The organism is Mesorhizobium sp. M0500 (assembly GCF_040321165.1).
Taxonomy (GTDB): domain Bacteria; phylum Pseudomonadota; class Alphaproteobacteria; order Rhizobiales; family Rhizobiaceae; genus Mesorhizobium.
Genome location: NZ_JAMYRB010000026.1, coordinates 1 through 24789, shown reverse-complemented (window position 1 = coordinate 24789; position 24789 = coordinate 1). Strand labels below are relative to the sequence as shown.

Sequence of the window (24789 nt, the reverse complement as noted above, 5' to 3'; positions counted from 1 at the left end):
AAACGAAAAGGGCCGCAGCTCGATGCGGCCCTTCTCTCATGATTGCCCGGCAGATTTAGGCGTTCGGGTCGAGATAGGCGTCGGCGAAATTCGCTGACAGGCCTTCGGCGCCAGGCGCGTAGTTCTTGACGGTTTTGCGGGCGATGATGATGGTGGGTGGCGCGATCAGATTGATGATCGGCAACTCGTCGGCGATGATCTCCTGGAACTTGAAGAAGAGTTGCTTGCGCTTGGCCTCGTCGAGCTCGACCGATGCGGCTTCCAGCAAACGGTCAACCTCCGGGTTCTCATAGTGCGCGCCGTTGGAGAACGGCAGCCCTTTCTTGATGTTCTTCGACCAGTAGAGCCGCTGTGCGCCGGCGCTCGGATCGAAGATGTTGCCGCAGGATTCCGTCGACAGGTCCCAGGTGCGATCGGTGTAGATGGTTTTGACATAGGTTCCGAAGTCGAATTTTTCGATCTCGGCATCGATGCCTATCTTGGCCAATGCCTGCTTGAGGAAGTCGGCATAGCCCCACGGGTTGTAGGGATTGTTGGTGAGCCTGAGCTTGAAGCGAATGCCGTCCGCTCCCCGCTTGAAGCCGGCCTCGTCGAGCAGTTTTTCCGACAATGCCGTATCGACGGTCGCGGCCTTTACGTCGGGGTCGAAATACTTCTTGTTGACGACGCTGATCGGCGTCGGCGAGACTTGGCCATAACCGTAAAACACGATTGCATTGACCGCGTCGAGGTCGATCGCGTGCGCGATTGCCTGACGGACCTTCTTCTCCTTCAGGATCGGGTTTTCGAGGTTGATGATCAGTTGGTGCAGCGGGCCGCTATAGGTGAAGACCGTGCTGTCGACGACGAATTGCGGCAGCGCGTTGAAACGCTCCAGATCGGCGAAGGCCACAGGGTTCGGTCCGATGTCGACCTCGCCCGTTTCGAGCGCCGCGGCGCGCGCGCCCGGATCGGTGATGAAGCGGAAAATGATCCGGTCGAGATAGGGTTTAGGCGCATCCCAATAGGTCGGGTTCTTTTCGACGAGGATGTGGCTGCCCTTCACCCATTCCTTCAGCACGAACGGCCCGCTGCCGATGATCTGCTCGAAGGACGGATCGTCAGCCGGCTTCAGCTTCTCGTAAATGTGTTTGGGCACGACAGGCGATTCCGTGGCGGCCAGCCCCGAAATCAGGGCGGCGGACGGCTTCGACAATTTGATCTTTACGATATACGGGTCCGACGTGTCGATGTCGGTGACGTTCTGGAAGGTGATGCGCCCGCGCGGATGCGCTTCGCGCAGCCGGGAGATCGAAAAGGCCACGTCCTCGGAGGTCAAATCATGGCCATCGCTAAACTTCACCCCCTGGCGCAGCTTGAAGACGTATTCGAGCCCGTCGTCGCTGATCGACCATTCGGTGGCCAGTTGCGGTCGCGGATTGAGATCGTAGTCGTAGGCGAGCAGGCCGTCGAAAATCTTCGGACCGATGGTGGCCGGTCCGCCAGCGCTGGTGTTGATGGAAACGATCTGGTTGGGCTCGGGATAGTAGACGAAGTTGAGCGTGCCTCCGGCCACCGGCTTTGCGTCTTCTGCGAATGCCCCGGCGGGAAGTGCTGCACTCGCGCCGGCCAGCAGCAGGAACTGATTGAACAGGCGTCGGTTGATGGTCATGGTCGGTACTCCGAATTGGCGCGATTTATCTTTCATGGAGAAAAGTCGGGATCGTCGTTTTCACGCGCCGGTCCCAACCAGAGGGCTTGCAGAACGCTTAGGCGTTTGGCGCGAGCCATATCTGCGCGAAGCTGTTGTTGATCCCCTGAGCGCCGGGCGCAAAATCCCGGACCTTCTTGTTGGCGACGATCTGGGCGCCGGCGGCGACCAGATCGACCGACACCACGTCGTCATGGATGATGTGCTGGAATTTGTGCCAGAGCTCGCGCCGCTTGGTCTCGTCGGGCTCGATTGCCGCGGCTTCGAGGATCTGGTCAACCTTGGGGTTTGCATAGTGGCTAGCGTTGGAGAAGACGAGGCCGATCTTGAAGTTCTTCGACCAGTAGGCGCGCTGGACGCCGAGCGTCGGATCGAAGGTGTTCGACAGCGACTCGACCACCAGGTCCCAGGCGCGGTCGGTGTAGACGGTCTTCAGGAACGTCGACAGGTCAAGCTTGAGGATCTCGGCATCGATGCCGACCGTCGCCAACGACTGCTTGATGAAATCGGCATAGGACGCCGGCAGGAACGCGTTGTAGGCAAGCCGGAGCTTGAAGCGCGTGCCATCGGCGCCACGCGGATAGCCGGCGTCGTCGAGCAGCTTCTCCGCCAGTTTGGTATCGGGCTCGCGCGCCTTGATGCTGCGGTCATACCATTTGGGCAGCGCCGTGCTGATCGGGCTCGGCGATACCTGCGCATAACCGTAGAGCGCGATGTCGACCAGCTTCTGCAGGTCGATTGCGTGGGCGATGGCAAGGCGCACATCGCGCTTGGTCAGGATTTCGTTCTCGTAGTTGAAGAACAATTGCTGCTGTGGGCCGGAATAGGCGTAGGTGTTGGTGTCGACGACCAGAGCGGGGTTTGCCTTCAGCCGTTCGATGTCGGCCAGCGGCACGGGATTGGCGCCGATATCGATCTCGCCGGTTTCAAGAGCCGCCGAACGTGCGGCCGGGTCGAGGATGACGTGCAGGACGATGCGGTCGAGGTAGGGCCGAGGCGCGTCCCAATAATCCGGATTGCGGTCGAAGATCAGATGGCTGCCGGGCACCCATTCCTTGAGAATGAAGGGACCGGTGCCGATCGTCTGTTCGAGCTTCGGCTGTTCCGCCGGCTTGAACGTTTCGTAGACGTGCTTCGGCACAATCGGTGATTCCGAGCTGCTCAGTGCCGTGATCAGATAGGGCGCCGGCTTTGAAAGCACGATGATGGCGGTGTGCGGATCGGGCGTCTCGACCGCGGTCACGTTTTGGTAGGTGATGCGGCCGCGCGGATGCGCCTCCTTCAGCCGGAAGATGGTGAAGGCAACGTCTTCCGACGTGAAGTCCTTGCCGTCATGCCATTTGACGCCCTCGCGCAGTTTGAAGGTGTAGCGCAGGCCGTCATCGCTGATCGACCACTCCGTCGCCAGCAGCGGTTTCGGGCTGAGGTCATAGGCGAAATCAAGCAGACCTTCATTCACCTTGGGACCGATCGCCTGGCCGGTGCCCGACGAGGTGTTGATTGCAATCAGCGACGTGGGGTCGGGATAGTAGGCCCAGTTGAGCGTGCCACCCTGGACCGGCGTTCCTTCGGCAGCGAAGGAAACCCCGGGCAATGCGAAGCTCGCACCGCCAAGCAACAGCAGCTGGTTGAAATGACGACGATTGACAGACATGGCCTTGAGCTCCGGAAAACGGCTTCGATGGCATCCGGCGGCCGAACACACTCCGGCGCCTCGACGCGATGATCTCTGCCACGCCGCAAAACCGGAAGAATGATTTTCTATCGTCTGCCGAAAGCACCGCTTCGCACGACCGTTTCATTCCAGGATCTGGCAACGCTGCTCGACGCCCAAATCAGCGCTCCGATCTTATTTCTACAAGAATTGTAGACATTACGATTTTTTAGATTTCCGTTCCCGCTGCCGCGACGCTGCGGCAAACGAAATTTTCCACCGAGCACTTTAGCGCAAAGCCCGCCCTCGTCGCGCCCGGCCTGAACGTGTTGAATGCGCTCTATGGTCGATCTCATTCGCGCAAAATCAAGGAAGCTGCGGCCGACGTTGGCGAGGCTTCCGCCGCTGACGTCGCTTCGCGCTTTTGTCGCAACCGCCCGCCACCTGAGCTTTACGCGGGCGGCCGAAGAACTCCATGTGACGCCTGCCGCCATCGGCCAGCAGATCCGCCTGCTCGAGGATCACCTCGGTCAACCGCTGTTCCATCGCAACCGCGGCGAGCTTCTGCTGACGTCGGCCGGCCAGGCGCTGATGCCCGGCCTCACCGAGGCTTTCGACGTCGTTGTCGAGTCGGTCGCGCGGATTTCCGGCGACGAGGAGGATGCGCCGATCAAAGTGTCGGTCGCGCCCTCCTTCGCCAGCAAATGGCTGATCCCGCGCCTCGACGCACTGCGCGACGCGGTACCCGGCCTAGAAGTGCTGGTCAACGCATCGACCAGGCTTGCCGACTTTGCCAGCGAAGACGTCGACTGCGTCATCCGCTACGGGTCGGGCGCCTATAGCGGCCTGCTGACGGAACGGCTTTTTTCGGAAGCGGTGCTCCCCGTCTGCAGCCCGGAATTTGCCCGCATGCACGGTCTCTATCGCGGGCCGGAGGGGCTGCGTGACGCACCGATCCTGCATGAGGACGGTCCGGAACGCGATCCAAGCTGCCCTGACTGGAAGGGCTGGCTGAGATCCAACGGCCTGTCTGGCCGCTTTGTCGAGGGCGGTATACGGCTTAGCCAATCGTCACTGGTGCTCGACGCTGCTGCTGCCGGCAAGGGCATCGGTCTCGGCAAATTCCGGCTGGCCGAGCCTGACCTTGCCGCAGGGCGGCTGGTCAGTCCGTTCGGCTCACCGCAGCCGGTCGAGTTTTCCTATTATTTCGCGACGACACCGCACAAGGCGAAGCTGGCGACAGTCGAGCGCTTCCATGGCTGGCTGAAGGCCGAGGCGCGGAGGCTTGGCGCGCTCGACTTCACGCCGCCGGCGGCGCTGCCGGCGCGCATCGCCATCATCGCCGCCGAATAGCCCCGCCTCGGTCTCGCGAGCAGGCGCGCGCCTATTTGAGCTTGAAGCCCAGGGCCTTCAGCACTTCGCCCAGGCGATCACGGCCTTTCAGCGCTGCTTTGCTGCCGATGCGGTTCGAAAGCAACTCTGTCCAGTCCACCACAGGCATCGCCTGCTCCTGCTGGAATAAACGAAGCCTCTGGTTGTAGGCTGCAAGATCGTCCGGATCGGGCTCTGATCGATAGCGCTCGCGGTGCAGCACCACAGCCTGCGGCAGTCTGGGCTTGATGTCAGTCGCAGCCAGGAGATCGGGATAGCCGACGGTCAGGCCGAACACCGCCACGGTTTCCGGCGGCAGACCGAGTTCGCGTGCCACCTCCTGCGGATGATTGCGCATGGCGCCGATGTAGCAGGAGCCGAGCCCGAGCGCATCGATCGCCACCACGGCATTCTGCGCGGCAAGTGCGGCGTCGATCACGGCCAGCAGAAAACTCTCCTGATAGTCGAGCCCCTCGCCCTCCCGGCCGTTTGCCTCGGCTATGGCGCGCAGCCGCGACAGGTCGGCCAGCCAGACCAGCAGCAGTGGCGCCTGCTCGATATGGCGATTGATCGCCGCCAGTCCGGCAAGCCGCGCCTTGCGCGCCGGATCCTCGACGACGACGACACTCCACGCCTGGAGATTGGACGAGGTCGGTGCCGACTGGGCGGCCGCGATGATCAGTTCGAGCATTCCTTCGGGCAGAGGCCTGGCGAGATAGTTGCGGACCGAGCGATGCGAAAGGATCGCCTCGAGGGCTTCGTTCCAGTTTCCGGTGTGCGTATGTTGCGGCGCCCGGTAACGCCGCCGCAGCGCCGCTTCACCACGCAGGTCGGCGTCGGAAGGGCGGATGCTGAAGGCGGCCGGCTGTGACATCGTCTTCCCTACTTGGCAATCTGGCTTCCCTCGCCGGCCCTTGCCGGTTCAAGAAGCGCGGCTTAGGCCCCATTGCGCAATAGCGGAAGCAACTGATCGCCTTGCCGCTTGATCTCGGAAAGGTACGGCGTGTCCGAGAGCACGAAATGCGTGATGCCCAGATCCCCGTACCTGCCGAGCGAGTGGGCGACGTCGGCGGCCGAGCCGACCAGCCAGGTGGTACCGGCACCGCCGCCGCCATATTTGCCCGGCGCAGTATAGAGGTTGTCGTCCAGCACCTCGCCACGCGCGTGCAGATCAAGCAGACGCTGCTGGCCCACCGCTACCGCCCGACCGTGATCGTTCCAGCCGGCGCCTTGGCCCTTGGCCATCTCCTCGACCTTCGCCTCGGCGTCCGCCCAGGCCTGGCCAGTGGTGTCGCGGACCAGCGTGGTGACCCGCAACCCGAATTCCAGAGGCGGGAGGTCTCGGTCGAGTTCGCTGCTCAAGGCTTTGAGCCGCTCGATCCGCTCCCGGACGCCGTCGAGCGGCTCGCCCCAGAAGAGCTGGACATCCGCCTCGCTGGCCGACACCCGCTCGGCCGCCTCCGACGCGCCGCCGAAATAGAGCTTCGGATGGCGACGATCGCCACGCACAGGAATGCGGGGCATGACGGTAGACCCGGTGACCTGGAAGTGCTCGCCCGCAAAGGTCACGTTCTCTTCGGTCCAAAGTCTGCGGACCAGCCGCATGAACTCTCCGGTGCGGGCATAGCGATGGTTCTGCTCGCCTTCGCTGTCGCCATACGCAGCGAGGTTGTCCTTGCCCGACACTATGTTGATACGCACGCGCCCGGCGATCAGCTGGTCGAGCGTGGCGACCGCGGATGCGAAGTGCGCCGGCCGCCAGTAACCCGGGCGGATCGCGATGAGCGGTTCGAAGGAGGTGGTCCGCGCGGCGAGCGAGGCGGCGACGGTGAACGTGTCGGGCCGCCCCCAGCCGGTACCGATCAGCGCGCCCTTCCAACCGTGTTCCTCAAGCGCCTTCGCGTGGCTGGTCAGCGTCTCCAGGCTGTTGTGGTCCTCGACGGCCGGCTCGCCGCGATGACCGGGATCGACCTGGTTCGGGATGTACCAAAGAAACTCGGTATCAGCGCTCATTCTCGGGCCTGTATTTTTGTCGGGCATGCAGGTCAATGGCAGGACCTTCCGCTCAGCTGCATTTTGATGATCATTCAAAAGGCTGCCCCTTGCAGCCCTGGCGCCTTGCGCGGCTGCGGTGCAAAGCGGCTTTCGGGCCTGATAAGGCCGAGGTGGTCGCGCAGCGTGCGCGCTTCATATTCGCTGCGGAACAGGCCACGCCGGCGTAGGATCGGCACCACCGTGTCGACAAAGACCTCCAGTCCGGTCGGCAGGACGTCCGGCATCAGGTTGAAACCGTCGGCGGCGCCGGCGACAAACCATCTTTCGATGTCGTCGGCGATCTGCTCGGGCGTGCCGACGATGGTGCGGTGGCCGGTGCTGCCGTTCAGCGCCCGGATCAGCTGGCGAACGGTGAAATCGTTGCTGCGCGCGAGCGCGAGCGTGGCCTTGAAGAAGGTGTGGCCGCCATTGGGGGGCAGTTGAATCCCTTCTGGCAGCTTCTCGTCGAGCTTCAGCCGCTCGCGGTCGATGCCGAGCACGCCGGACAGCCGCCCAAGGCTGTAGTCGAGCGGAATGCGATCCCACAGCTCTTCTTGCCGCCGCTCCGCTTCCGCCTCTGTGCTGCCGATGATGGTGGCTAGGCCGGCGAGGTTGAGCGGCACGCCGCCGGTGCGGCCATAGGCGACGGCACGCGCCTTAAGTTCCCGCGCATAGCCGAGCGCTTCCTCGAAAGATTGCGATGCGGAAAACACGGCTTCGGCGTGGCGGGCGGCGAGGTCCTTGCCGTCATCGGACCCGCCGGCCTGGACGACCACCGGATGCCCTTGCGGCGAACGCGGCACATTGTGCGGCCCGTGCACCGAGAAATGTGCGCCCTTGTGGTCGATGGCGTGAACCTTGGTGGCATCGACGAAGCGCCCGCTGGCGACATCACCGATGAAGGCATCGTCCTCCCAGCTGTCCCACAATGCCTTGACGATGTCAGCGAATTCCGCCGCCCGCTCGTAGCGCCGGCCATGATCGATGGCACCGTTGAGGCCGAAATTGCGGGCCGAGGCGGGATCGGCCGTGGTGACGATGTTCCAGCCGATGCGTCCGCCGCTGACATGGTCGAGCGTCGCGAAGCGCCTGGCGATATTGTAGGGCTCGTTGAAGCTGGTCGATACCGTGGCGATCAGGCCGATGCGCTCGGTTGCGGCGGCTACCGTCGCCAGCACGATGGTCGGCTCCAGCGACGTGATCGGACGATAGTCAATGCGGTCCGATATCGCCGCCTGGTCGGCAAGGAATACGGCGTCGAGCTTTGCGCGCTCTGCGATCTTCGCCACCTGTACATAGTGGTCGACGGTGAAGGCGGCATAGGGGTCGACGCCGTCCATCCGCCATGCCGCCGGCGAGAAGCCGGCATGCAGGACGTTGACGTTGAGATGGAGCTGCCGGCCGCTCATCGAAAGACGCCGGGCTCGGGATAAGCGCCGGTCAGATACCAGGTGCCGACGGTGCGGGTCTTGTATTCGGCAGGGTTGTGCAAGGTGTGAATGCGTGCGTTGCGCCAGAAGCGGTCGAAGCCGTATTTGCGCACTGCGGAGCGGGCACCCATCACCTCGAATATCTCGGTCGTGACTTCGAGCGCGACATCGCCTGCCAGCACATTGGCCGCGGCGACGGCAACCGCCGCCTCACCGCGTTCTTGCTCGGTCAGCGCCTTGCCGCGCGCGATCGCATGATCGATCGCCGCCCCCGCGCGATCGGCCAGCGCCGTCGCCGCCCGCGTCTTGACCCAGAGCTCGCCATACTGCCGCTTGATCCATGGATCGTCGATATGGCGCTCGACGCCGGAATACATCCACGGCCGCGAACTATTGAGCGTATAATCTCGCGCCGCCAGCAGCGCGCCCTGGGCCGTGCCGACAAAGACATTGAGCAACACGCTCTGCTGCTGCAGCGGGCCGATGGTGCGGATTGGCAACGACGCGTCGACCCAACCGCGCACCAACTCGCTGTCGTGGATCCTGACGTCCTTGTAGGCGACCTTGCCGCTGCCGGTCTGCGTCTGGCCGATGCCGTCCCAGTCGTCGAGAACGGTGATGCCTTCGCGGTTCGCCGGGATCGCCGCGAATTTCCTCTCGCCGCTGACCTCGTCTTCCCACGAGGTCGAAAGATAGTCGGCGACATGCGAGCCGGAGGCGAAGGGTTTGAAGCCGTTGACGATCGTCCACTCGCCATCTTTGCGGCCGAACAGCGTTTTGGAAAAACTGTTGCCGGTGTTGCCCCAGAACCAGTCGCCGGCAGCCGAACGCCGTAGCAGATCGGCTGAGCGCGGTTCGTCCGAATTGAGCCTGGCGGCGATCAGCGCGCTGAAATGGTAGCCATAGATATGGCCGATCGAGCCGTCGACCTTGGCGAACTCGCGCCCGATCTTCAGCGCTGTCGAATAGGGTTCGCCGGCGCCGCCGAATTCCTTGGGGATGACGATGGTGAGCAGGCCGCTTTGCTTGAGCAGACGGATCTGTTCGGTAGGCCTGCCGCCAAGCTGGTCGCGCTCGACCGCATCGCGGGCAAAGATGTCGCGCAGCTCGACCGCCTTGGCGATCCATGGATTGGACGTATCGGGATCGAAGGTCATCGTCTCACTCATGCAGATGCGGGAAGCCGTGGCGCTCGGCAAGCAGTGCGAGAATGCGCCTGGTGTCATCGGCGAAGACCTTGCCCTTGGCCCTCGGCAAGTCGGCGGGCGGATCGCTGCCGATGATCAGCACCGGCAGCGACTGGTGCCGTTCGCCGAGCGCGTCGATCACCTTGCCCCTCGGCCTTGCGAACGGGACGCGTTCGACGTCTAGTCTGCTGGCGAGATCGGGAAAGGCAGCGAGCAATCCCTCAACCTGGTTGCAATAGGGGCAGACGAACGTCTGGCCCGGCTGCTTTGGGTCGGCGAAACCCGGCTGGATGAGAAAGAGCGTGTCGCGCGCCATTGCCGGCCTACTCCGCAGCCGCCGCGGCATGCCGCGAAAAGCGGTTTGCCGGCCGCTTCAGGCCGAGATTGTCGCGCAAGGTGCTGCCCTCATACTCATCGCGGAACAGGCCACGGCGGCGCAGTTCCGGCACCACCAGCTCGATGAAATCCTTCAGGCCGCCGGGCATGATCGGCGCCATGATGTTGAAGCCGTCGGCACCGTAATTCTCGAACCGCTCTTCCATGATGTCGGCGATCTGTTGCGGCGTGCCGACCACTTGCCAGTGGCCGCGGGCGCCGGCGATGCGCAGATAGAGCTGCCGGATCGTCAGATTCTCGCGTCGCGCCAGATCGATCACCAGAGCCTGCCGGCTCTTGCCGGCATTGGTCTCCGGCAAATCCGGCACCGGCCCGTCGAGCGGATAGGCGCTGAGGTCGAAGCCGCCGGCCAGCGCCGAGACCAGACCGAGGCCGACTTCCGGCTGGATGAGATCCTGCAGCTGTTCGAACTTCTCCCGCGCCTCGGCTTCGGTGCGGCCGACGACCGGGAAAATGCCTGGCAGGACTTTCAGGTCATCCTCCGAGCGGCCATATTTGCCGAGCCTGCCCTTGACGTCGGCATAGAAGGCGGTGGCTTCGTCGAGCGTGATCTGCGCCGCGAAAATCGCTTCCGCGGTACGAGCCGCCAGCTCTTTGCCCGGACCCGACGCCCCGGCCTGGACCACGACCGGATGGCCTTGCGGCGTTCGCGGCGTGTTCAGGGGACCACGCACCTTGAAGTGCTGGCCCTTGTGGTTCAGCACATGCAGTTTGTCCTTGTCGAAATAGCGCCCGCTTGCTCTGTCGCGCGGGAAGGCGTCATCTTCCCAGCTGTCCCACAGGCCGAGCACGACATCGGCGAATTCCTCGGCGCGGTCGTAGCGCTCGCCATGCTGGATATGCGTCTCGTGACCGAAATTGAACGCTGCCTCCGGATCGGACGAAGTGACCAGATTCCAGCCGGCCCGCCCGCCGCTCAGATGGTCGAGCGACGCGAACTGGCGGGCCAGATTGTAGGGATCGGAAAAACTGGTCGACGCCGTGGCGATGAGGCCGATATTCCTGGTCACAGCCGACAGTGCCGACAGCAGCGTGATCGGCTCGAACGGATAGACGCCGCTATGCGCCTTGCGGCTGGCGGCCTCCAGATCCTTCAGCCGCGCCGCCACGCCGTCGGCGAAGAAGATCGTGTCGAACTTGGCTGCTTCCGCCAGCCGGGCCAGCTCGACATAGTCGTTGAGGCTGGTCCCTTCTCCTGCCTCCGGGTGGCGCCAGGCTGCGACATGGTGGCCGGTGAAGAGAAGAAAGGCTCCAAGCTTGACCTTGTCCTTGCGGCTGGCCATGTTCCGCGCCTCCTCAGCGATACAATCCGCCGACCGGGAATTCCCCGGTCAGCAACCAGGTGCCGATCGTGCGCTTCTTGTATTCGGCCGGATTGTGCAGCGTGTGCGTGCGCACGTTGCGCCAGAACCTGTCGTAGCCGTTGGCCTTGGTGGCTGAGCGGGCGCCCATCACCTCGAAAACCTCGCTCGACGCATCGAGGCCGATTTGTCCAGCGTAGACATTGGCGGTGGCGAGATCGATCGCCGTCTGCCCGCGCTGCTCCAGGGTCAACGCCTCGCCCTGGCCATAGGCGGCATCGAGGCTGCATGCCGCTATATCGGCCAGTTCGGCCGCGGCGAGCGTGCGGATATAGAGGTCGCCATATTTGCGTTGCACGAACGGATCGTCGGTATGTTTCTCATAGCCGGAATAGACCCAGGGGCGCGATTGCGAGACCGTATAGTCGCGGCCTTCGCTCAGCGCTCCTTGCGCGCTGCCGACGAACAGGTTGAGCAGGACCGCCTGCTGGAACAGTGACGTCAGCGTCTGGAATGGCGTCAGCGGCACCGCGGGCGAGCCAATCAGTTCGTCATCACCGACATGCACGTCCTTGAAGGTGACCTTGCCGGAACCCGTCTGGCGCTGTCCGACGCCGTCCCAGTCGTCCTCAATGACGATGCCCTCACGGTCAGCCGGGATTGCGGCTGCCAGCCGGTCCTGACCGTCCTCCCAGGCGACCTGGATATAGTCAGCGATGTGCGAACCGGAAGAAAAGGGCCGAAAGCCGCTCAGGATCCAGCCCGTGCCGTTGCGCCTGGCCGTCGACGTCTTCGACATGGCGTTGCCGGAATTGCCCCAGACCCAGTTCTCCCTTGCCGAGCGTTTCAGCAGTCGGTCCTTCTGCGCCTCGGTCCCGCGAAACAGCACGCCGTTGAGCGGCAGATGATGGTAGCCGTAGAGATGGGCGAGCGAGCCGTCGGTGCGGGCGAATTCGCGCACGACGCGCAGCACCGACAGCCAGGGTGCGCCCTTGCCGCCATAGCGCTTGGGAATCTGCGCCGACGGCAGGCCGCTTTCCTTCAGCAGACGGATTTGCTCGACCGGCCGCCCGCCGGCCTTGTCGCGCGCCACGGCATCCCGATCGAAGATATCGCGCAGTTCGACCGCCGTGGCGACGAACGGGTCGGAAAGGTCAGGGCTGAAGGTCATCGGCGTTTGTCCATGGAAATGCGTCTATTCCGCCGCGATCGTCCGCGCCGGCCGCCAGACGGAAGCGGCATAGGCGTCTTCGCCGAACTCGGCCGGATGGCTCCCGGTTATGCGACTCTCATGGCTGTCGAGATCGGCGAGGAAGAGATCGCGGCTGATGCGCGCGACCACAGCCGGCACATCGCGCCTGATCGACGGCACATCGCCGATCGGCAGGCCGAAACTGACAAAGCCGCCGGGATTGAAGACATGGATATTCCTCAGGAATGGCGCCTCCCCCGGCGCCTTCTCGAGAAATTCATGGCCGAGGCCGAGATAAGGATGGGCGCCGAAAAACTCATCCCGCTCTGCTTCCGACGGCGCGTACTGGTCGCGCCATAGCCGGATGGCGGTGGCGAAATCGGCAAGTTCCGGCTTGCGGGTCGGGTCGGCAAAATAGCCGGTACCGGCGATGACGAAGTCGAAGGCAAATGTTTCGCCGGCGATCTCGGTGACGACCTTGCCGTCTTCGACATCCGCATTTGTCCAGGGGGCACCGAGATGGAGATGAAAATTCTGGTGCCGCACCGCCCGCTCCACCGCATCGAGCGGTGGCGTCGAACCGGCCTCGCGGAAGCGCAGCGCCTGGCGCCAGCGCACCGCAACGGGCAGCAGCGGATAATTGTCATAGGCCCCGGGATAGCCGCGCACGCGGTTGATCGGCACGCTGGCGATGCTGGTGCGTCTGGCGAACAGACGCACCGATTTCGCGCCGGCCTCAAGGGCAGCTCCGGCCGCATCGAATGCCGAAGCCGCCGACCCGACGACAGCGATTGCCTTTCCCTTGAGCGAGGCAAAATCGATTGCCGCCGAACTGTGTGCGACAAGGCCCTGCGGCAAGGCGGCAAGTACCGCCGGTATCACTGGACCGCCGCTGCCGCCAAATCCATTGGCCAGAATGATCTTGCGCGCCGTTTCGACCGATGGCGTGCCGTCGGCTTCGAGGTGCAGGCGAAAATGCCCGCCAGCCGGCTCGATGCGAATGAGACGTGTGCCGTAACGAATGCCGATGCCGAGAAAGTCGCGATACCATTTCAGGTAGTTCGCCCAATCCGTCCGTACGATGCGGTCGAAACCGGCATAGGCTTCCGCACCGTGGCGGGCTTCGTACCAGGACTGAAAACTCAAGCCCGGCAAGCCGAGTTCCGGCCCCGGCAAGCCCTTTGGCGTTCGCAACCGGTTCATCCGCGCATGGGAGAGCCAGATGCCAGCCTTGCTCTCGTCCGGCGCGGCATCGATGACCGTAACCTTGCCGATGCCGGCGCGCCTCAACGCGAAGGCAAAGGTGGCGCCCGTCTGCCCGCCGCCGACGATGAAGACATTGTGGTTGATGCCCTCGCGGTCCGGCACCCAGTTCTGCGGATCAGGGCCGATCAGCCGAAGTGTTTCATGGGCGTGGAAATCTGGATCGGATGGTAAAGCCATTTGGGCTCCGGCTGAAGTTCAAGCGTCGCGCCAAACTCCGCCCCAGTCGGCAAACAGTCCAGAAATGTCTGCTTTGATTGCCCGGTAGTTTTTTTCACTTGCATCCGATTTCACAATCGGGAGCGCCATCGGGCAAATGGAGATCGGAGCTTCCAGGAGACGCGATACTACCCGGCCAGCGGATGACCGGGCCGCAGCCGCGGTCTACGGACCGCCGCGGCCGGTGCAATTGGTGCCGGTATTCCGCTCGCGACTGGAGCGGCGATTGGCGAAGGGTCATGAACCTGCAAGCGGATGGATCCACACTTTGCTCCGCACAAGGGCATTTTGAGACTACGGCCGAGTTCAGAACCCGCCTAATTGCACGTCGTTGCCGCCGATTGCCGTACGCATCGCTGAAGGGTCTTTTGAAGCCGGGAGTGTTGAGCTACCTGTGACGGGTGCCATCAACGAGACGGAGAAAATCGACGAACGGGCCCAAAATCATTTCGCTAAAAGTCACGGATTTACCCGACAGCGCTCAATTCAAACCCGAAGAATTAAGCGTAACATATTGATATGTAATAATATGGTGGGCCCGGAGGATGTACCAAGATTGTTGATTTCATTGGCTTTTTCGTGGGCCAAAGTCGGAAATCTTCCCGTATCGTTCCGTATGGTACCGCGACAGCCAGACAGTCGAACATCGCGGCCCTATCCCGCGGGCTGCCGAACATGTCACAACCGCTTCGTCAGCACCAAATGGCACAGCGCGCGCCAGTATTCCGCGGCCGCCCGGTGAGGCATCATGAGAAGCTTCTTGCAGCACTTGATAAGCGCGACAGCGCCGAGGCGCGCGCAGCGATCGTCAACGACATAGCAGATGCGGCAGCCCGAATTAAGCTGCATGGCGGACTAGCTTGAGGCCCTGTTTGGGAACTGCCACACGGTAGCTCCCATAGCCCACCTTCACGAGCAAGCTTTCCTTGCACATGCGGGCGAGGTAGCAGCGAGGAACGCCGATGTCGGTCAGGTCTTTTGTCCGGACTTCGCCGTTCTCAAGAGCGAGCGAGACGGCGCGTTCCCTCAATGTCGGCTTTGGGCCACCGGCAAGCCGGATCCGCTCGGCGCGGTCGCGATCACGCTTCCGCATCCTGACGGAGGGCTCTGGCGTAGCTTTGAGGGCAATCTGCAACACATAAGTTCGCGGTTTCGTTCAGCCCGGCGAGCCCCGCCTTTTCTACGCCATGACACGATGCTGCGCGCCGGCATCCGATGTTTCCCTACGCTACGATCCGCTTCGATCCTGCCCGCTCACTCTCGGTCATTCTGTCCGCAAAAAAGTCCACCACTTCAGTCATTTAGCCTCTTCAATTGGAGTAATCGCGTCACATCGAGGTAAGCCTGCGCAGGGACCGAACCTTTCCCTTCATTGAAGTGCCCTCTTCCCAAGCTTAGTCAATGAAGCAATTGGGGGCGGAATACATCTGGGCACTGGACTTGGTCGGCGACCTGAACTACCGCCATCTCACGAGCCTGGACTATGCTAGCGCGGAGCGCGCTTGCCAATCCCGCTTCTTTCGATCCGTTTCCTTGGGCGTCACTCCCACTGCATCAAGCGCCGAAAACTCGTGAGACCATAATCCGGGCAGCGCCGGCAATTGGCGCTGTTCGGGTACAGCAGTGCTGTGTCCTCTCCTGTTCTACGGACGAAGCAAATCCGAGAGGTTGTCTGACTTTTCTATTTTGTCTGTGAGGTCGAGCCCCGACAGGAGGTCGACCAGATGGCTGGTCATCAGGTCGGCCGCTTGGGAACTACGCCCTGCTTCGATTGCATCGACCAGAGCGTGATGGGCGTGTTTCTCACAGGTCGCGTCGCGCCGTTTCCAGTAGAGTGCGATGATGAGAGAAGAATGAGAGACAAGGTCGCGAACGAATTTGGTGAACACCGAATGTGCAGCGATTTCGGCGACGCCTACGTGGAAACGTGCCGACAGCATGATCGCCTCACTGTCCCGGCCGGCGTGAAGTGCTTCATGCTCCCTCTCGAGATGCTGCCGCAACTGCGCAATGTCGGATGGCACTGCTGCCTTCGCGGCAAGCCAAGCCACCTTTGGTTCAATCAGCGCTCGTGCCTCGAATACCTCTCGCGCTTCCACCGTCGATGGCTGGGCCACGAAGGCGCCGCGGTTTGGCTCCAGCCGCGCCAACCGGTCATGAGCCAGAGCTTGCAGGGCGGCACGAATGACGGTTCGGCTCACCGAATAGATCGACGCCAGCTCATCTTCCGGCAGCTTGGTGCCAGGGGCGAGACGGTGGCTGACGATGGCATCTCTCAGACCATAGTAAATCGGCGACCAGCGGGCTGCCGGTTTTTCGTCGCGGTCTTCTTCTCTGAGCACTGTCAACATGCTTCTCAACGCGCAGGCACGATACTGCCTGATTCATCCCAAACAGCTCAACGGTCGATGCAATCTAGTATCGCTTACGTGGCGGTCAATCCCGGGACACAGTATCTCAATTTGTGGGGCCAGGCGCGTTCTGGGTCGGCGGTATAGCTGCCGCAGCGCCCGCCGGAGACAGCGATTCATAGATGCCCGAAAACCGTTTGCCGCGGGGAGCAGCGTAGCCACCAATCTTCGATGTCCTCAGACCGACTCTGAAAAGGCTCTCTGCCAAGGTGACCGCGCAGGCGACACCGTCGAGTACGGGAACGCCGTGTTCCTCCGATAGGCTGCTTGCCAGATCGGCCATGCCTGCGCAGCCAAGAACGATCGCCTCCGCCCTGTCCTCGTTGATGGCGCGCGCGATCTCGTCCGAGATTCTGGCCCTGGCGTCCGAGCCCGGCAGTTCGAGATCGAGCACGGCAACTTCCGACGACCTGACTTTCGCGCAGCGCGACGCGAGGCCGTATTTCGCCAGGTTGTGCTCGATCGCGGGGACGGAGCGGGCGAGCGTCGTCACGACGCTGAACTTGCCGGCGACGAGACTAGCGAGGTGGAAGGCGGCCTCGCCGATGCCGATGACCGGGGCCTCGGCGGCGCAACGTGCCGCGTCCAGCCCGGTATCGTCGAAACATGCGATGACATAGGCATCGATAGCGGCCGCCTTGCTCATTTCGGCGACGATACCCGGAATAGCGAAGACTTCGTCGTAATAGCCTTCGATGCTCGGCGGACCATCGCCGGGATTCACCGAAACGATTTCCGTCCCGGCAGAAGCGACGCTCGTCGCGACCTTGCCGATCTTGGCGGTCATCGATGCGGTCGTGTTGGGATTGATGACGAGTATGCGCATGCCGATCAGCCTCAAATCTCGCCGCCGAGATAAAGATGCTTGACCCGTTCGTCGGTCAGCAAATCAGCGGAGTTCCCACTCAGCGCAACGCTGCCGGTAGTCAGCGCATAGGCTCTCTGGGAAATGCGCAGCGCCATGCGTGAGTTCTGCTCGACCAGCAGAACGCTGACTTTCTCGTCGCGATTGATCGCCACGATCGAGCGGGCAAGGTCCTGGACGAGCTTGGGCGCGACGCCCAGCGACGGCTCGTCGAGCAGCAGCAGACGCGGCTTGGCCATCAGCGCGCGGCCGATGACCAGCATCTGCTGCTCGCCGCCGCTCATCGTGCCGGCGGCTTGCGAATAGCGCTCCTTGAGGCGGGGGAAGCGGCCAAGCACCATTTCCAGCGAGCCAGCGATCTCGGCCTTGTCGGATCGGGTGAAGGCGCCCATAAGGAGATTGTCCTTGACCGACATGTAAGGGAAGACACGGCGTCCCTCCGGCACCATGGCGATGCCCATCTTGACGATCGCATCGGGGGCGGCGGCGTCGATGCGCCGGCCATTGTAGTGGATCTCGCCGGACTTGATCTTGCGCAGCCCAGTAATGGCGCGAAGGATCGACGACTTGCCGGCGCCATTGGCGCCGACCAACGCGACGGTCTCGCCCTCATTGACTTCCAGCGACACGCCCTTCAGCGCGTAGACGTGATCATAGTAGAGTTGGACATCAGCAAATTTCAGGATCTGGTTCATAGCCCGATGGCCTCGTCTTCGCTGCCGAGATAAGCCTCGATCACCTTGTCATTGTTCTGGATTTCCGCTGGCGTTCCCTCGGCGATCTTCTGGCCGAAATTCAAGACGACGATGCGGTCAGAAATCTTCATTACGGCAGGCATGTCGTGCTCGACCAGAAGGATGGTGAGGCCGCGCTCGCGCAACCGTCTGACCATCGCCACCATTCTCATCGTCTCGTCGTGGTTCATCCCGGCGAAGGGCTCGTCAAGCAGCAGGATCGACGGGCTCGTGGCGAGGCCGATGGCGATGCCGAGAGCCCGCAAGTGACCGTGCGGCAAGTTTCGGGCGATTTCGCCGGCGAGCGACGACAGGCCAAGCAACGCCAGAATCTCGTCGGCTGATGCGCCAAAGGCTGCCTCGTCAGCCTTAGCCGTGCCAGTACCGAGGAAGAAGCCAAGCAGGCTCGCGGTGGAGCGCAGATGGTGAGCGATGATGACGTTGTCGCGCACGCTCATGTTTTTGAAGATCGTCGTTTCCTGAAACGTCCGGACGACGCCTTTGCGTGCGGCTATGTGCGGCGCGAGATCGGAGATGCGCTCGCCCTTTAAGCGCACTTCGCCCGATGTCGGCCTGAGGAACGACGAGATCAGCTTGAATAGCGTCGACTTGCCGGCGCCGTTGGGACCGATGACCGACAGAATCTCCTTCTCGCGCACCGAAAAGGAGATGTTGTTGACCGCGACGAGACCGCCGAAGCGTTTCGTCAGAGCCGAGACCTCAAGCAGATCGGCCATGGCTCAACCCTTCTTGCGGGTCGTGGCCGCAAGGCTGAGCAGCCCATTGGGCAGAAACAGCATCAGCACGATCATCAAGGTCGAGTAGATCAGAAGCTGGAACCGGCCAGTCTGGAACAGGAGGTCCCAGCCGAAATAAAGCACCAGCGTGCCGAGCATCGGCCCGAATACGTAGCCGAGCCCGCCGAGGAAGCAGTTCAGCATGAAGTTGACAGAGTCGGTGACCGTGAAGCTCGACGGATAGATCGACTGCGAGATGGCGGCGAAGATCGCACCGGCGACGCCGCCGAAGAAGGACGAGACGGCATAGGCTATGACGCGCAGATAGGCGATATTGACGCCGATCGACGAGGCCAGATCTTCGTTCTGCTGGAGCGACTGGCAGAGCTTGCCGACGCGCGAATGAACCAGCCGGTACACCACCGCGAAACAGACCAGCATAAGCGCGACCGCCAGCAGGTAGAAGGCCAGCCGAGAATTATGCAACGTGGCGAAATCCGGGATGATGGTGAGGCCCAGAATCGTGAGCGCCCCAGGCAGCGGGATGCTGACCATGCCCTTGGCACCGTTGGTGATCGGCAGCGCCAGCGCCAGAAGCCGCGCAACCTCGGTCAGCACCAGCGTCACCATGGCGAAGTAGACGCCGCGTAGGCGCAGGATCGGCAGGCCGATAAGCACGCTTGCGGCCGCGCAAAACAGGCCGGCGACCGGCAGCGTCAGCCAGAACGACCAGCCATAGGTCACCACAAGTATGGCCGAGACGTAGCCACCCATCAGCGCATACGCGCCCTGGCCGATATTGATCCGGCCGATGTAGAAAGTGAGCCACACGCCGGCACTGGCGATGCTAAGCAACGCCACCGAGGTGAGCGTGTAATAGAGGTCGATCCGGCCGCTGGCCGAGATCAGAACCGGCACGGCGATGAAGACGATCGCCAGAAAGGCGGCAACCGGGGCGATTTTCACGCTACGCGTCATGGCACCATCAACCCCACGGCTTGCCCATCAGCCCGTTGGGGCGGATCGACAGGAACACCATCAGCGCGGCGAAGATGACGAGGTAAGTGACGTCGCCATATTGGCGCAGCACGGTGAGGCCGACCGACTCCATCATGCCAAGGATGAAGCCGCCGGCGATCGCACCGCCGACAACGCCGGCGCCGCCGATCATCACCATCATGAAGGCCTTGATCGAGATCGGCCCGCCGATGCCGGAATTGACGCCAGTGATGGTGACCAAAAGACCGCCGACGATGCCCGCCAGCATGGCGCCCATGGCGAAGCCGATCATCGAATAGCGATCGACCTGAACGCCCATCAATTGGGCGGCGACCCGATCCTGGGCCAGCGCCCGCATGGCTCGCCCGACCCTGCTGTACTGCATGTAGAGGACAAAGGCCGCGATGAAGACCAGTGCGAGCACGCCGACGACCATACGGTCATAGGGCATGATGATGCCGCCCTCGTTGAACACGCCCTTGACGATCTTGGGGACACCGCGCTGTTTTTCACCGAACAACAGCAGGATGACCGCGTCAAAAAAGAATGCCGTTGCCGCCGCGAGCAGCATTGTGCTTTCTTCGCGTAGACTTCGCCTGATGACAGTTCGGAAGAGGAATTTCTCCATCAGCGCGCCGACGACAGCGAGCGTCACGCCGGACGCCAGCAGCGCCACAACAAAAGGCAGCCCGAGTTGTCCGTAGATTGTGTAGGTGATGAACCCGCCCAGCACATACATCTGCCCATGGGCGAAGTTGAGCACGTTCATCAAGGCGAAGATAAGCGTGAGCCCCAGTGCGATCAGTGCATATTGGGCACCGAGGTAGAATCCGTTGGCGATGACCTGTTCCATTGACGCCTTCGATCTTCCGAGAGACCCGGAACATGCTCCGGGCCCCCGGCAACGCGGGAGGAAATAACCGCAGGAACCTAACCCTAATCAACCGAGCCGACGAACAGGGTCTGGAAGGCGCCGTCCTTGTACTCATTGACAACCATCGGCACCGCGAGCTGACGCTTCTGGCCGAAAGAGGTCGTCCCAACATAGCTCAGCTTGGCGTCGCCTTTCAGGTAAGGGTTGGGAGCCGAGAAGGTGTCGATGGTCTTCTTGAACTCCTCGACATTGTCGATTGCCGCCGGATTGGCCTTCAGCGTTTCGAGGATGTATTCGAGCGCATAGACCTTGGTATTGGACTCGTCATTGTATTCGCCGAACATCTTGGTGTAGCGGTCGACGAATTCCTTCATCGTGTCGGAGGCGATTTCCGGCGTGGAGGCGCCACCGACGGAGATGAAGCCGTTGGCGTACTCGCCAGCGCCCTCCTCCAGAACCTTGGCGTCCTGCGCCGTTTCGGTCGAGATCAGGCCCTCGAAACCGAGCTCACGGGCGGCGCGGATGAGCAGCGGCGCATTGGCGGGCGCGACGCCGGATAGCACCAGCAGGTCGGGCTTCAGCGAAACGATCGGCGTGAGCACCGGCGTGAAGTCGCGCGTGTCGTTCTGATAGGTGTCGTTCTGGGCGACAATCTCGAGGCCCAATGCCTTGGCTGCCTCGACGCCACCATCGCGCTGGCTCAACGGATCCGATTCATTGGCGGCAACGAAGGCGATCGTCTTCACCCCCTTTTTTTCCTTGAGATATTTGTAGATCGCCGGGCCCGATTGATAGTTGGCGATCATGCCGAGCACGGCATTCGAGGCAGGCTTCTGATAAAGCGCCTTCGGGAAAGCGTACGGGAAATAAATGATGCCGTTGGCCTCGGCGACCGGACGCACGGCGGCGGCACCGTCATCGACATTCGGGCCGACCACATAGTGGATGCCCTCCTGAGCCATCTTCTCCATGCCGGCGATGGCGCGCTTTGGGTCTTTCTGATCGTCGAAGGTAACGATGTTGACGTTGTAGGTGCTGTCACCGATCTTGACGCCGCCGGTTTCGTTGAGCCAGGCGGCACGCGTCTGCATTGAACGCACATTCGATGTGCCCCAGGCGGCGGCGGAGCCGCTTGTGACACCGACGAATCCGATCTTCAGTTCCTTGTTCTGGGCCTGCACGGACGGGATACCCATGGCGGCGATGGCCAGGGTCGAGACGGCGCCAAGCGCCATCGATTTGAGAGTCGCGCGTCGGTTGATCATTCTGCATTCCCCTTCTGGTTATCGCGCTTTGTGTTTTGCTCATCGGCTGCGCGGATGCCTTAAAGGGAAACCTGGATTGGAAAATTGTCAACATTATTCTTCATTTTCGTATACAATCGTGCGCAAGGTGTGCGAAGGAACGCTTGCGGATTTAGCGTCCGATGCTGTCGTACTGTCCACCACCCGCACCCTCGTCGCGCTATGCCGACGTCGATTTGCCGTCGAGGAGGCCAACAGGGTCTCTTGCGACTCTCCCGCCCGGAGCGGCGGCGACTCTGATTTCCGCCTAGGTAGAGAGGAAGAGGTGACGAAGCCGAGCGAACGCAGCGCGCGGATTAGGTCGCGAGCGATTGCAGAACGCCGGGGTCGGTAGGAGATGCTGCGGCTGACGTCCATCGGAACGAGCGAAGCGACGGGTCGTCAACGTTCTCAAGGAGATGATACCGCTGAGATTGCTGTTCGCTTCGTTTCCGACCTGGCCAGCGTTACACGCTCGGCCCAATGATGCGATCGTTGCTGGCGATCCCCAGGAGATCATTAAGGTGATCGATGCGTGGACGTTCGCCTGTGATATCCTCGAGGAAGCGCAATTGGATGTTGATCGCCACGGAAGGCGGATAACAGCTTGCACTTCGCTAGGTCATTGGCGCTCCATTTCCACCTCTGTCTCTAGACTTTCGATGTCGCGGGAGATCGAAGCGACAGCCAGCGTGCGCCCTTTGCGCTTGAAGCGCAGCAGGCAATCTTTGGCAATGATGTCTCCATCGACCGCGATCTCGTCCCATTGTCCGGCATGACCGACATAGTTGATGGGAATATCGTAATGCTGGCTCCAAAAGAACGGCACGGCGACGAATTTCTCGCGATGGCCGAGTATGTTGAGTGCTGCGGTTTGCCCCTGCCTCTCTGCTACCACCCAATGCTCGACCCGAATGTTCTCGCCAGTGTGAGGATCGGGCCACCGCGCAATGTCACCGGCGGCGAAGATCCCTGGCGCGCTCGTCTCCAGAAACGCGTTCACGACGACCCCGTCGTCAACGGTCAGCCCTGCCTTCTCGGCAAGCCCAGTCCGCGGTCGCACGCCGATGCCGACGACGACGAAATCTGCCGTCAACGTATTGCCACTACTTAGTTTCACGTTGGTGCCGTCGATGCTGCTCGCGGTATCTTCGAGACGGAATAAGACACCATTCTGCTCATGGAGGGCGCGGATGAAGTCGCCCATTTGCGGACCAAGGACCCGCTCCATGGGCCGTCTCTCCGGTGCCACGACATGAACTTCGATGTCGCGCAAGCGCAGGGCCGCGGCAACTTCCAGGCCAATGAAACTGGCGCCAAGCACGACGGCGCGGCGCGCAGTCGTGGCTCGCTCGATGATCGCCTTGCAATCTGCGAGCGAGCGCAGCGTGTGAACCTGTGGCTGGTCGGCGCCGGGGATAGTGAGGCGGACCGGTTCGGCTCCGGTCGCAAGCAGCAGCCTGTCATAGGGGGTCCGGGCGCCATCAGCGAGTACAACCTCGCCAGAACGTGCATCGATGCTGACGACGTCGGCATTGAGATGCAGATCGATATCGTTCTTTGAGTAGAAGCTCTCCCGGCGGAGCGGGATCCAATCCTCCGGTGCTTTGCCGGCGAGGTAATCTTTGGAAAGATTGGGCCGATCAACGGGTGGCGCTTCGTCGTTGCTGAGCATGACGATGCTGCCATGATAGTGTTCGCGCCGCAGTTTTTCGGCCGCTGCGAAACCGGCCGCGCCGCCGCCGACAATGACGATATTCTCGGGAACCTGGCCGGAGCCTCTATCGCGCTGCTTCGGTGCCGTCCGCTTGCGCTTCTCGCCCACAAATATCCGTTCATCGCGTAGTTCCACCGACCAGCATGCGATTGGATTGAAGGCGGGGGCATGCAAGGCCTCGCCAGTGCGCAAATCGAAGCACGCGTGATGCCACGGACACCGGACAGTATCCCCCACCACAAGACCGTCGACGAGCGGCCCACCGTAATGTGTACATGCCGCCCCGATGGCGAAGACCTCAGCCCCGCGGCGCACCAGCAGTACCTGCTCGCTGCCACAATGGCCGACGAACTTGCCGCCATCGGGAAGATCGGCGAACGCGACGCCCTGGACCAGATCCGGCCCGTCTAATTTGGAATGACCTTCAGCCATTTTCTTCTCCCTTGGCGATACAGTGTCAAATCGCCTGGACGGCTAAGAAGCGGGAAATCTTCAGGTCCGCCGGCCTCGGAATACCTTCCGCCTGGCTAGTGCGCCTTCAGGTGCCCGACACCGCTTGTGCCCAAACGTCCGACCACATCATTTGTTGCCAGTGGGCGGCATGCACGCTTGAATTTCCGATCTCGTGCCCTTCGGCGACGAGCTTGCGGCAGCGCCTTTGTCGTCCTTGTGGGTCTGAAGGCCGTGCGCAGCCTAATAGATCGTCTGGCGTGAGGCGCGGCCCGCCAATCGAGCCAGCTTTGGGATGGACCTATCTATGGCGCGTGTAGGGAATGGGGTAAAATAAGCCGACAGCGGGCTCCGAAGGGTCGCAGTTGTTGTGAGTCTCAACGGTCGGAAAGTGCGAGCCAAGTTCAGATGTGTGAGCAGGGATTTGCATAAGTTCGTCCGTTGACTGGAAGACTGCACGAATGCGCCACGCTCGCGCAGCAAATCGATCGGCAGTCCTCGGGAGCCTACCATAAATCAATAAAATCAACGCGATACACCGTGGTTCGCCAATATTGACTTGGCCAACCAAACCAAAATATGATGCTAAGTCATTGATAAATAACGACAATGGTGGGCCCGGAGGATGCGCCAAAAACATTGATTTCATTGGCGTTTTCGTGGACCAGAATCGCCAGTATTCCCGCATCGTTCCGTACGGTCCTGCGACCGACGACCGAATATATCGGAAACCGTTATCGCCTCGCACCCTCGAATAGCATCAAACGGCGCCTCACGACACCCGTCGACCGCCCCATCGTAGGAACGAAAACGGAACTTTCGTGTGCAGTTTTGCTCCAACGTGGTCCGAATTCCGGATTCACCACACCCTACGCAGTCTCGGCAATTTTCAGCACTGCGTCGATCTCGGCCATCACCGTTGCCGGCAGCGGCCCTTTCTCCAGCGCACCGAGATTGTCCTCGACCTGCTCGGGCCGCGTGA

Annotated in this window: 19 protein-coding genes; 1 reads left to right on the top strand and 18 read right to left on the bottom strand. The window is 62.0% G+C overall.

Annotated features, from left to right (window positions below):
* Positions 1 to 55: 55 nt before the first annotated feature.
* Both NKI70_RS28260 and NKI70_RS28255 read right to left on the bottom strand, forming a co-directional pair.
* A complete protein-coding gene (locus NKI70_RS28260) occupies positions 56 to 1651 on the bottom strand; it encodes an ABC transporter substrate-binding protein (protein WP_352622002.1) in 1596 nt (531 codons plus the stop codon).
* 97 nt (positions 1652 to 1748) lie between these two features.
* A complete protein-coding gene (locus NKI70_RS28255; RefSeq protein ID WP_023679442.1) occupies positions 1749 to 3344 on the bottom strand; it encodes an ABC transporter substrate-binding protein in 1596 nt (531 codons plus the stop codon).
* Positions 3345 to 3731: 387 nt separating this feature from the next.
* On the opposite strand from NKI70_RS28255, the gene gcvA reads away from it, so the two are divergent.
* Complete coding sequence (gcvA, locus tag NKI70_RS28250) at positions 3732 to 4697, top strand: transcriptional regulator GcvA (protein ID WP_502897804.1); 966 nt, start codon at positions 3732 to 3734, stop codon at positions 4695 to 4697.
* 31 nt (positions 4698 to 4728) lie between these two features.
* Here the strand turns inward: gcvA and NKI70_RS28245 are convergent, their stop codons facing one another.
* From NKI70_RS28245 to NKI70_RS28170, 16 genes are all read right to left on the bottom strand, one after another.
* Positions 4729 to 5589, bottom strand: a complete 861-nt coding sequence (locus tag NKI70_RS28245; RefSeq protein WP_352647894.1) for an NADPH-dependent oxidoreductase — start codon at positions 5587 to 5589, stop codon at positions 4729 to 4731.
* Between the two features lie 62 nt (positions 5590 to 5651).
* Positions 5652 to 6728, bottom strand: a complete 1077-nt coding sequence (locus tag NKI70_RS28240) for an LLM class flavin-dependent oxidoreductase (RefSeq protein WP_352647892.1) — start codon at positions 6726 to 6728, stop codon at positions 5652 to 5654.
* Between the two features lie 74 nt (positions 6729 to 6802).
* Positions 6803 to 8158, bottom strand: coding sequence for an LLM class flavin-dependent oxidoreductase (locus NKI70_RS28235; RefSeq protein ID WP_352647890.1), 1356 nt, complete (start codon positions 8156 to 8158; stop codon positions 6803 to 6805).
* Positions 8155 to 9336 (bottom strand): acyl-CoA dehydrogenase family protein, encoded by a 1182-nt coding sequence (locus tag NKI70_RS28230; RefSeq protein WP_352637664.1) that lies wholly within the window; start codon positions 9334 to 9336, stop codon positions 8155 to 8157. The genes NKI70_RS28235 and NKI70_RS28230 overlap by 4 nt, the downstream gene beginning before the upstream one ends.
* A gap of 4 nt (positions 9337 to 9340) precedes the next feature.
* Positions 9341 to 9682 carry a DUF3088 domain-containing protein gene (locus NKI70_RS28225; RefSeq protein ID WP_352637662.1) on the bottom strand — a complete coding sequence of 114 codons (342 nt, stop codon included), beginning with the start codon at positions 9680 to 9682 and terminating at the stop codon, positions 9341 to 9343.
* Positions 9683 to 9689: 7 nt separating this feature from the next.
* Positions 9690 to 11045, bottom strand: a complete 1356-nt coding sequence (locus NKI70_RS28220) for an LLM class flavin-dependent oxidoreductase (protein WP_352637661.1) — start codon at positions 11043 to 11045, stop codon at positions 9690 to 9692.
* Between the two features lie 13 nt (positions 11046 to 11058).
* Positions 11059 to 12234, bottom strand: a complete 1176-nt coding sequence (locus NKI70_RS28215; protein ID WP_352637659.1) for an acyl-CoA dehydrogenase family protein — start codon at positions 12232 to 12234, stop codon at positions 11059 to 11061.
* A gap of 24 nt (positions 12235 to 12258) precedes the next feature.
* Positions 12259 to 13698, bottom strand: a complete 1440-nt coding sequence (locus tag NKI70_RS28210) for an NAD(P)-binding domain-containing protein (protein ID WP_352637657.1) — start codon at positions 13696 to 13698, stop codon at positions 12259 to 12261.
* A gap of 1682 nt (positions 13699 to 15380) precedes the next feature.
* Positions 15381 to 16088, bottom strand: a complete 708-nt coding sequence (locus tag NKI70_RS28205; RefSeq protein WP_352621166.1) for a GntR family transcriptional regulator — start codon at positions 16086 to 16088, stop codon at positions 15381 to 15383.
* Between the two features lie 106 nt (positions 16089 to 16194).
* Positions 16195 to 16974 (bottom strand): aspartate/glutamate racemase family protein, encoded by a 780-nt coding sequence (locus NKI70_RS28200; protein ID WP_352647876.1) that lies wholly within the window; start codon positions 16972 to 16974, stop codon positions 16195 to 16197.
* A gap of 11 nt (positions 16975 to 16985) precedes the next feature.
* Positions 16986 to 17708 carry an ABC transporter ATP-binding protein gene (locus tag NKI70_RS28195; protein WP_023679427.1) on the bottom strand — a complete coding sequence of 241 codons (723 nt, stop codon included), beginning with the start codon at positions 17706 to 17708 and terminating at the stop codon, positions 16986 to 16988.
* Positions 17705 to 18484: an ABC transporter ATP-binding protein gene (locus tag NKI70_RS28190; RefSeq protein WP_023679426.1), complete on the bottom strand. Its 780-nt coding sequence runs from the start codon at positions 18482 to 18484 to the stop codon at positions 17705 to 17707. The genes NKI70_RS28195 and NKI70_RS28190 overlap by 4 nt, the downstream gene beginning before the upstream one ends.
* A 3-nt stretch (positions 18485 to 18487) precedes the next feature.
* The gene (locus NKI70_RS28185; RefSeq protein WP_023679425.1) at positions 18488 to 19462 is read right to left on the bottom strand and encodes a branched-chain amino acid ABC transporter permease; all 975 of its coding nucleotides are present in this window, start codon (positions 19460 to 19462) and stop codon (positions 18488 to 18490) included.
* Between the two features lie 7 nt (positions 19463 to 19469).
* Positions 19470 to 20336 carry a branched-chain amino acid ABC transporter permease gene (locus NKI70_RS28180; RefSeq protein ID WP_023679424.1) on the bottom strand — a complete coding sequence of 289 codons (867 nt, stop codon included), beginning with the start codon at positions 20334 to 20336 and terminating at the stop codon, positions 19470 to 19472.
* Positions 20337 to 20419: 83 nt separating this feature from the next.
* Positions 20420 to 21622 carry an ABC transporter substrate-binding protein gene (locus tag NKI70_RS28175; protein WP_352621169.1) on the bottom strand — a complete coding sequence of 401 codons (1203 nt, stop codon included), beginning with the start codon at positions 21620 to 21622 and terminating at the stop codon, positions 20420 to 20422.
* Between the two features lie 640 nt (positions 21623 to 22262).
* Entirely contained in the window at positions 22263 to 23789 is a 1527-nt protein-coding gene (locus NKI70_RS28170) for an FAD-dependent oxidoreductase (protein ID WP_352647874.1), read from the bottom strand.
* Between the last annotated feature and the right edge of the window lie 1000 nt (positions 23790 to 24789).

Coding starts and splice junctions, on each gene's coding strand:
- NKI70_RS28230 (WP_352637664.1), bottom strand. CDS start 9,336: ATGACCTTCGATCCCGATACGTCCAATCCATGGATCGCCAAGGCGGTC.
- NKI70_RS28220 (WP_352637661.1), bottom strand. CDS start 11,045: ATGGCCAGCCGCAAGGACAAGGTCAAGCTTGGAGCCTTTCTTCTCTTC.
- NKI70_RS28225 (WP_352637662.1), bottom strand. CDS start 9,682: ATGGCGCGCGACACGCTCTTTCTCATCCAGCCGGGTTTCGCCGACCCA.
- NKI70_RS28205 (WP_352621166.1), bottom strand. CDS start 16,088: ATGTTGACAGTGCTCAGAGAAGAAGACCGCGACGAAAAACCGGCAGCC.
- NKI70_RS28260 (WP_352622002.1), bottom strand. CDS start 1,651: ATGACCATCAACCGACGCCTGTTCAATCAGTTCCTGCTGCTGGCCGGC.
- NKI70_RS28175 (WP_352621169.1), bottom strand. CDS start 21,622: ATGATCAACCGACGCGCGACTCTCAAATCGATGGCGCTTGGCGCCGTC.
- NKI70_RS28240 (WP_352647892.1), bottom strand. CDS start 6,728: ATGAGCGCTGATACCGAGTTTCTTTGGTACATCCCGAACCAGGTCGAT.
- NKI70_RS28235 (WP_352647890.1), bottom strand. CDS start 8,158: ATGAGCGGCCGGCAGCTCCATCTCAACGTCAACGTCCTGCATGCCGGC.
- NKI70_RS28185 (WP_023679425.1), bottom strand. CDS start 19,462: ATGACGCGTAGCGTGAAAATCGCCCCGGTTGCCGCCTTTCTGGCGATC.
- NKI70_RS28200 (WP_352647876.1), bottom strand. CDS start 16,974: ATGCGCATACTCGTCATCAATCCCAACACGACCGCATCGATGACCGCC.
- NKI70_RS28170 (WP_352647874.1), bottom strand. CDS start 23,789: ATGGCTGAAGGTCATTCCAAATTAGACGGGCCGGATCTGGTCCAGGGC.
- NKI70_RS28210 (WP_352637657.1), bottom strand. CDS start 13,698: ATGGCTTTACCATCCGATCCAGATTTCCACGCCCATGAAACACTTCGG.
- NKI70_RS28195 (WP_023679427.1), bottom strand. CDS start 17,708: ATGAACCAGATCCTGAAATTTGCTGATGTCCAACTCTACTATGATCAC.
- NKI70_RS28180 (WP_023679424.1), bottom strand. CDS start 20,336: ATGGAACAGGTCATCGCCAACGGATTCTACCTCGGTGCCCAATATGCA.
- NKI70_RS28245 (WP_352647894.1), bottom strand. CDS start 5,589: ATGTCACAGCCGGCCGCCTTCAGCATCCGCCCTTCCGACGCCGACCTG.
- NKI70_RS28215 (WP_352637659.1), bottom strand. CDS start 12,234: ATGACCTTCAGCCCTGACCTTTCCGACCCGTTCGTCGCCACGGCGGTC.
- NKI70_RS28255 (WP_023679442.1), bottom strand. CDS start 3,344: ATGTCTGTCAATCGTCGTCATTTCAACCAGCTGCTGTTGCTTGGCGGT.
- NKI70_RS28190 (WP_023679426.1), bottom strand. CDS start 18,484: ATGGCCGATCTGCTTGAGGTCTCGGCTCTGACGAAACGCTTCGGCGGT.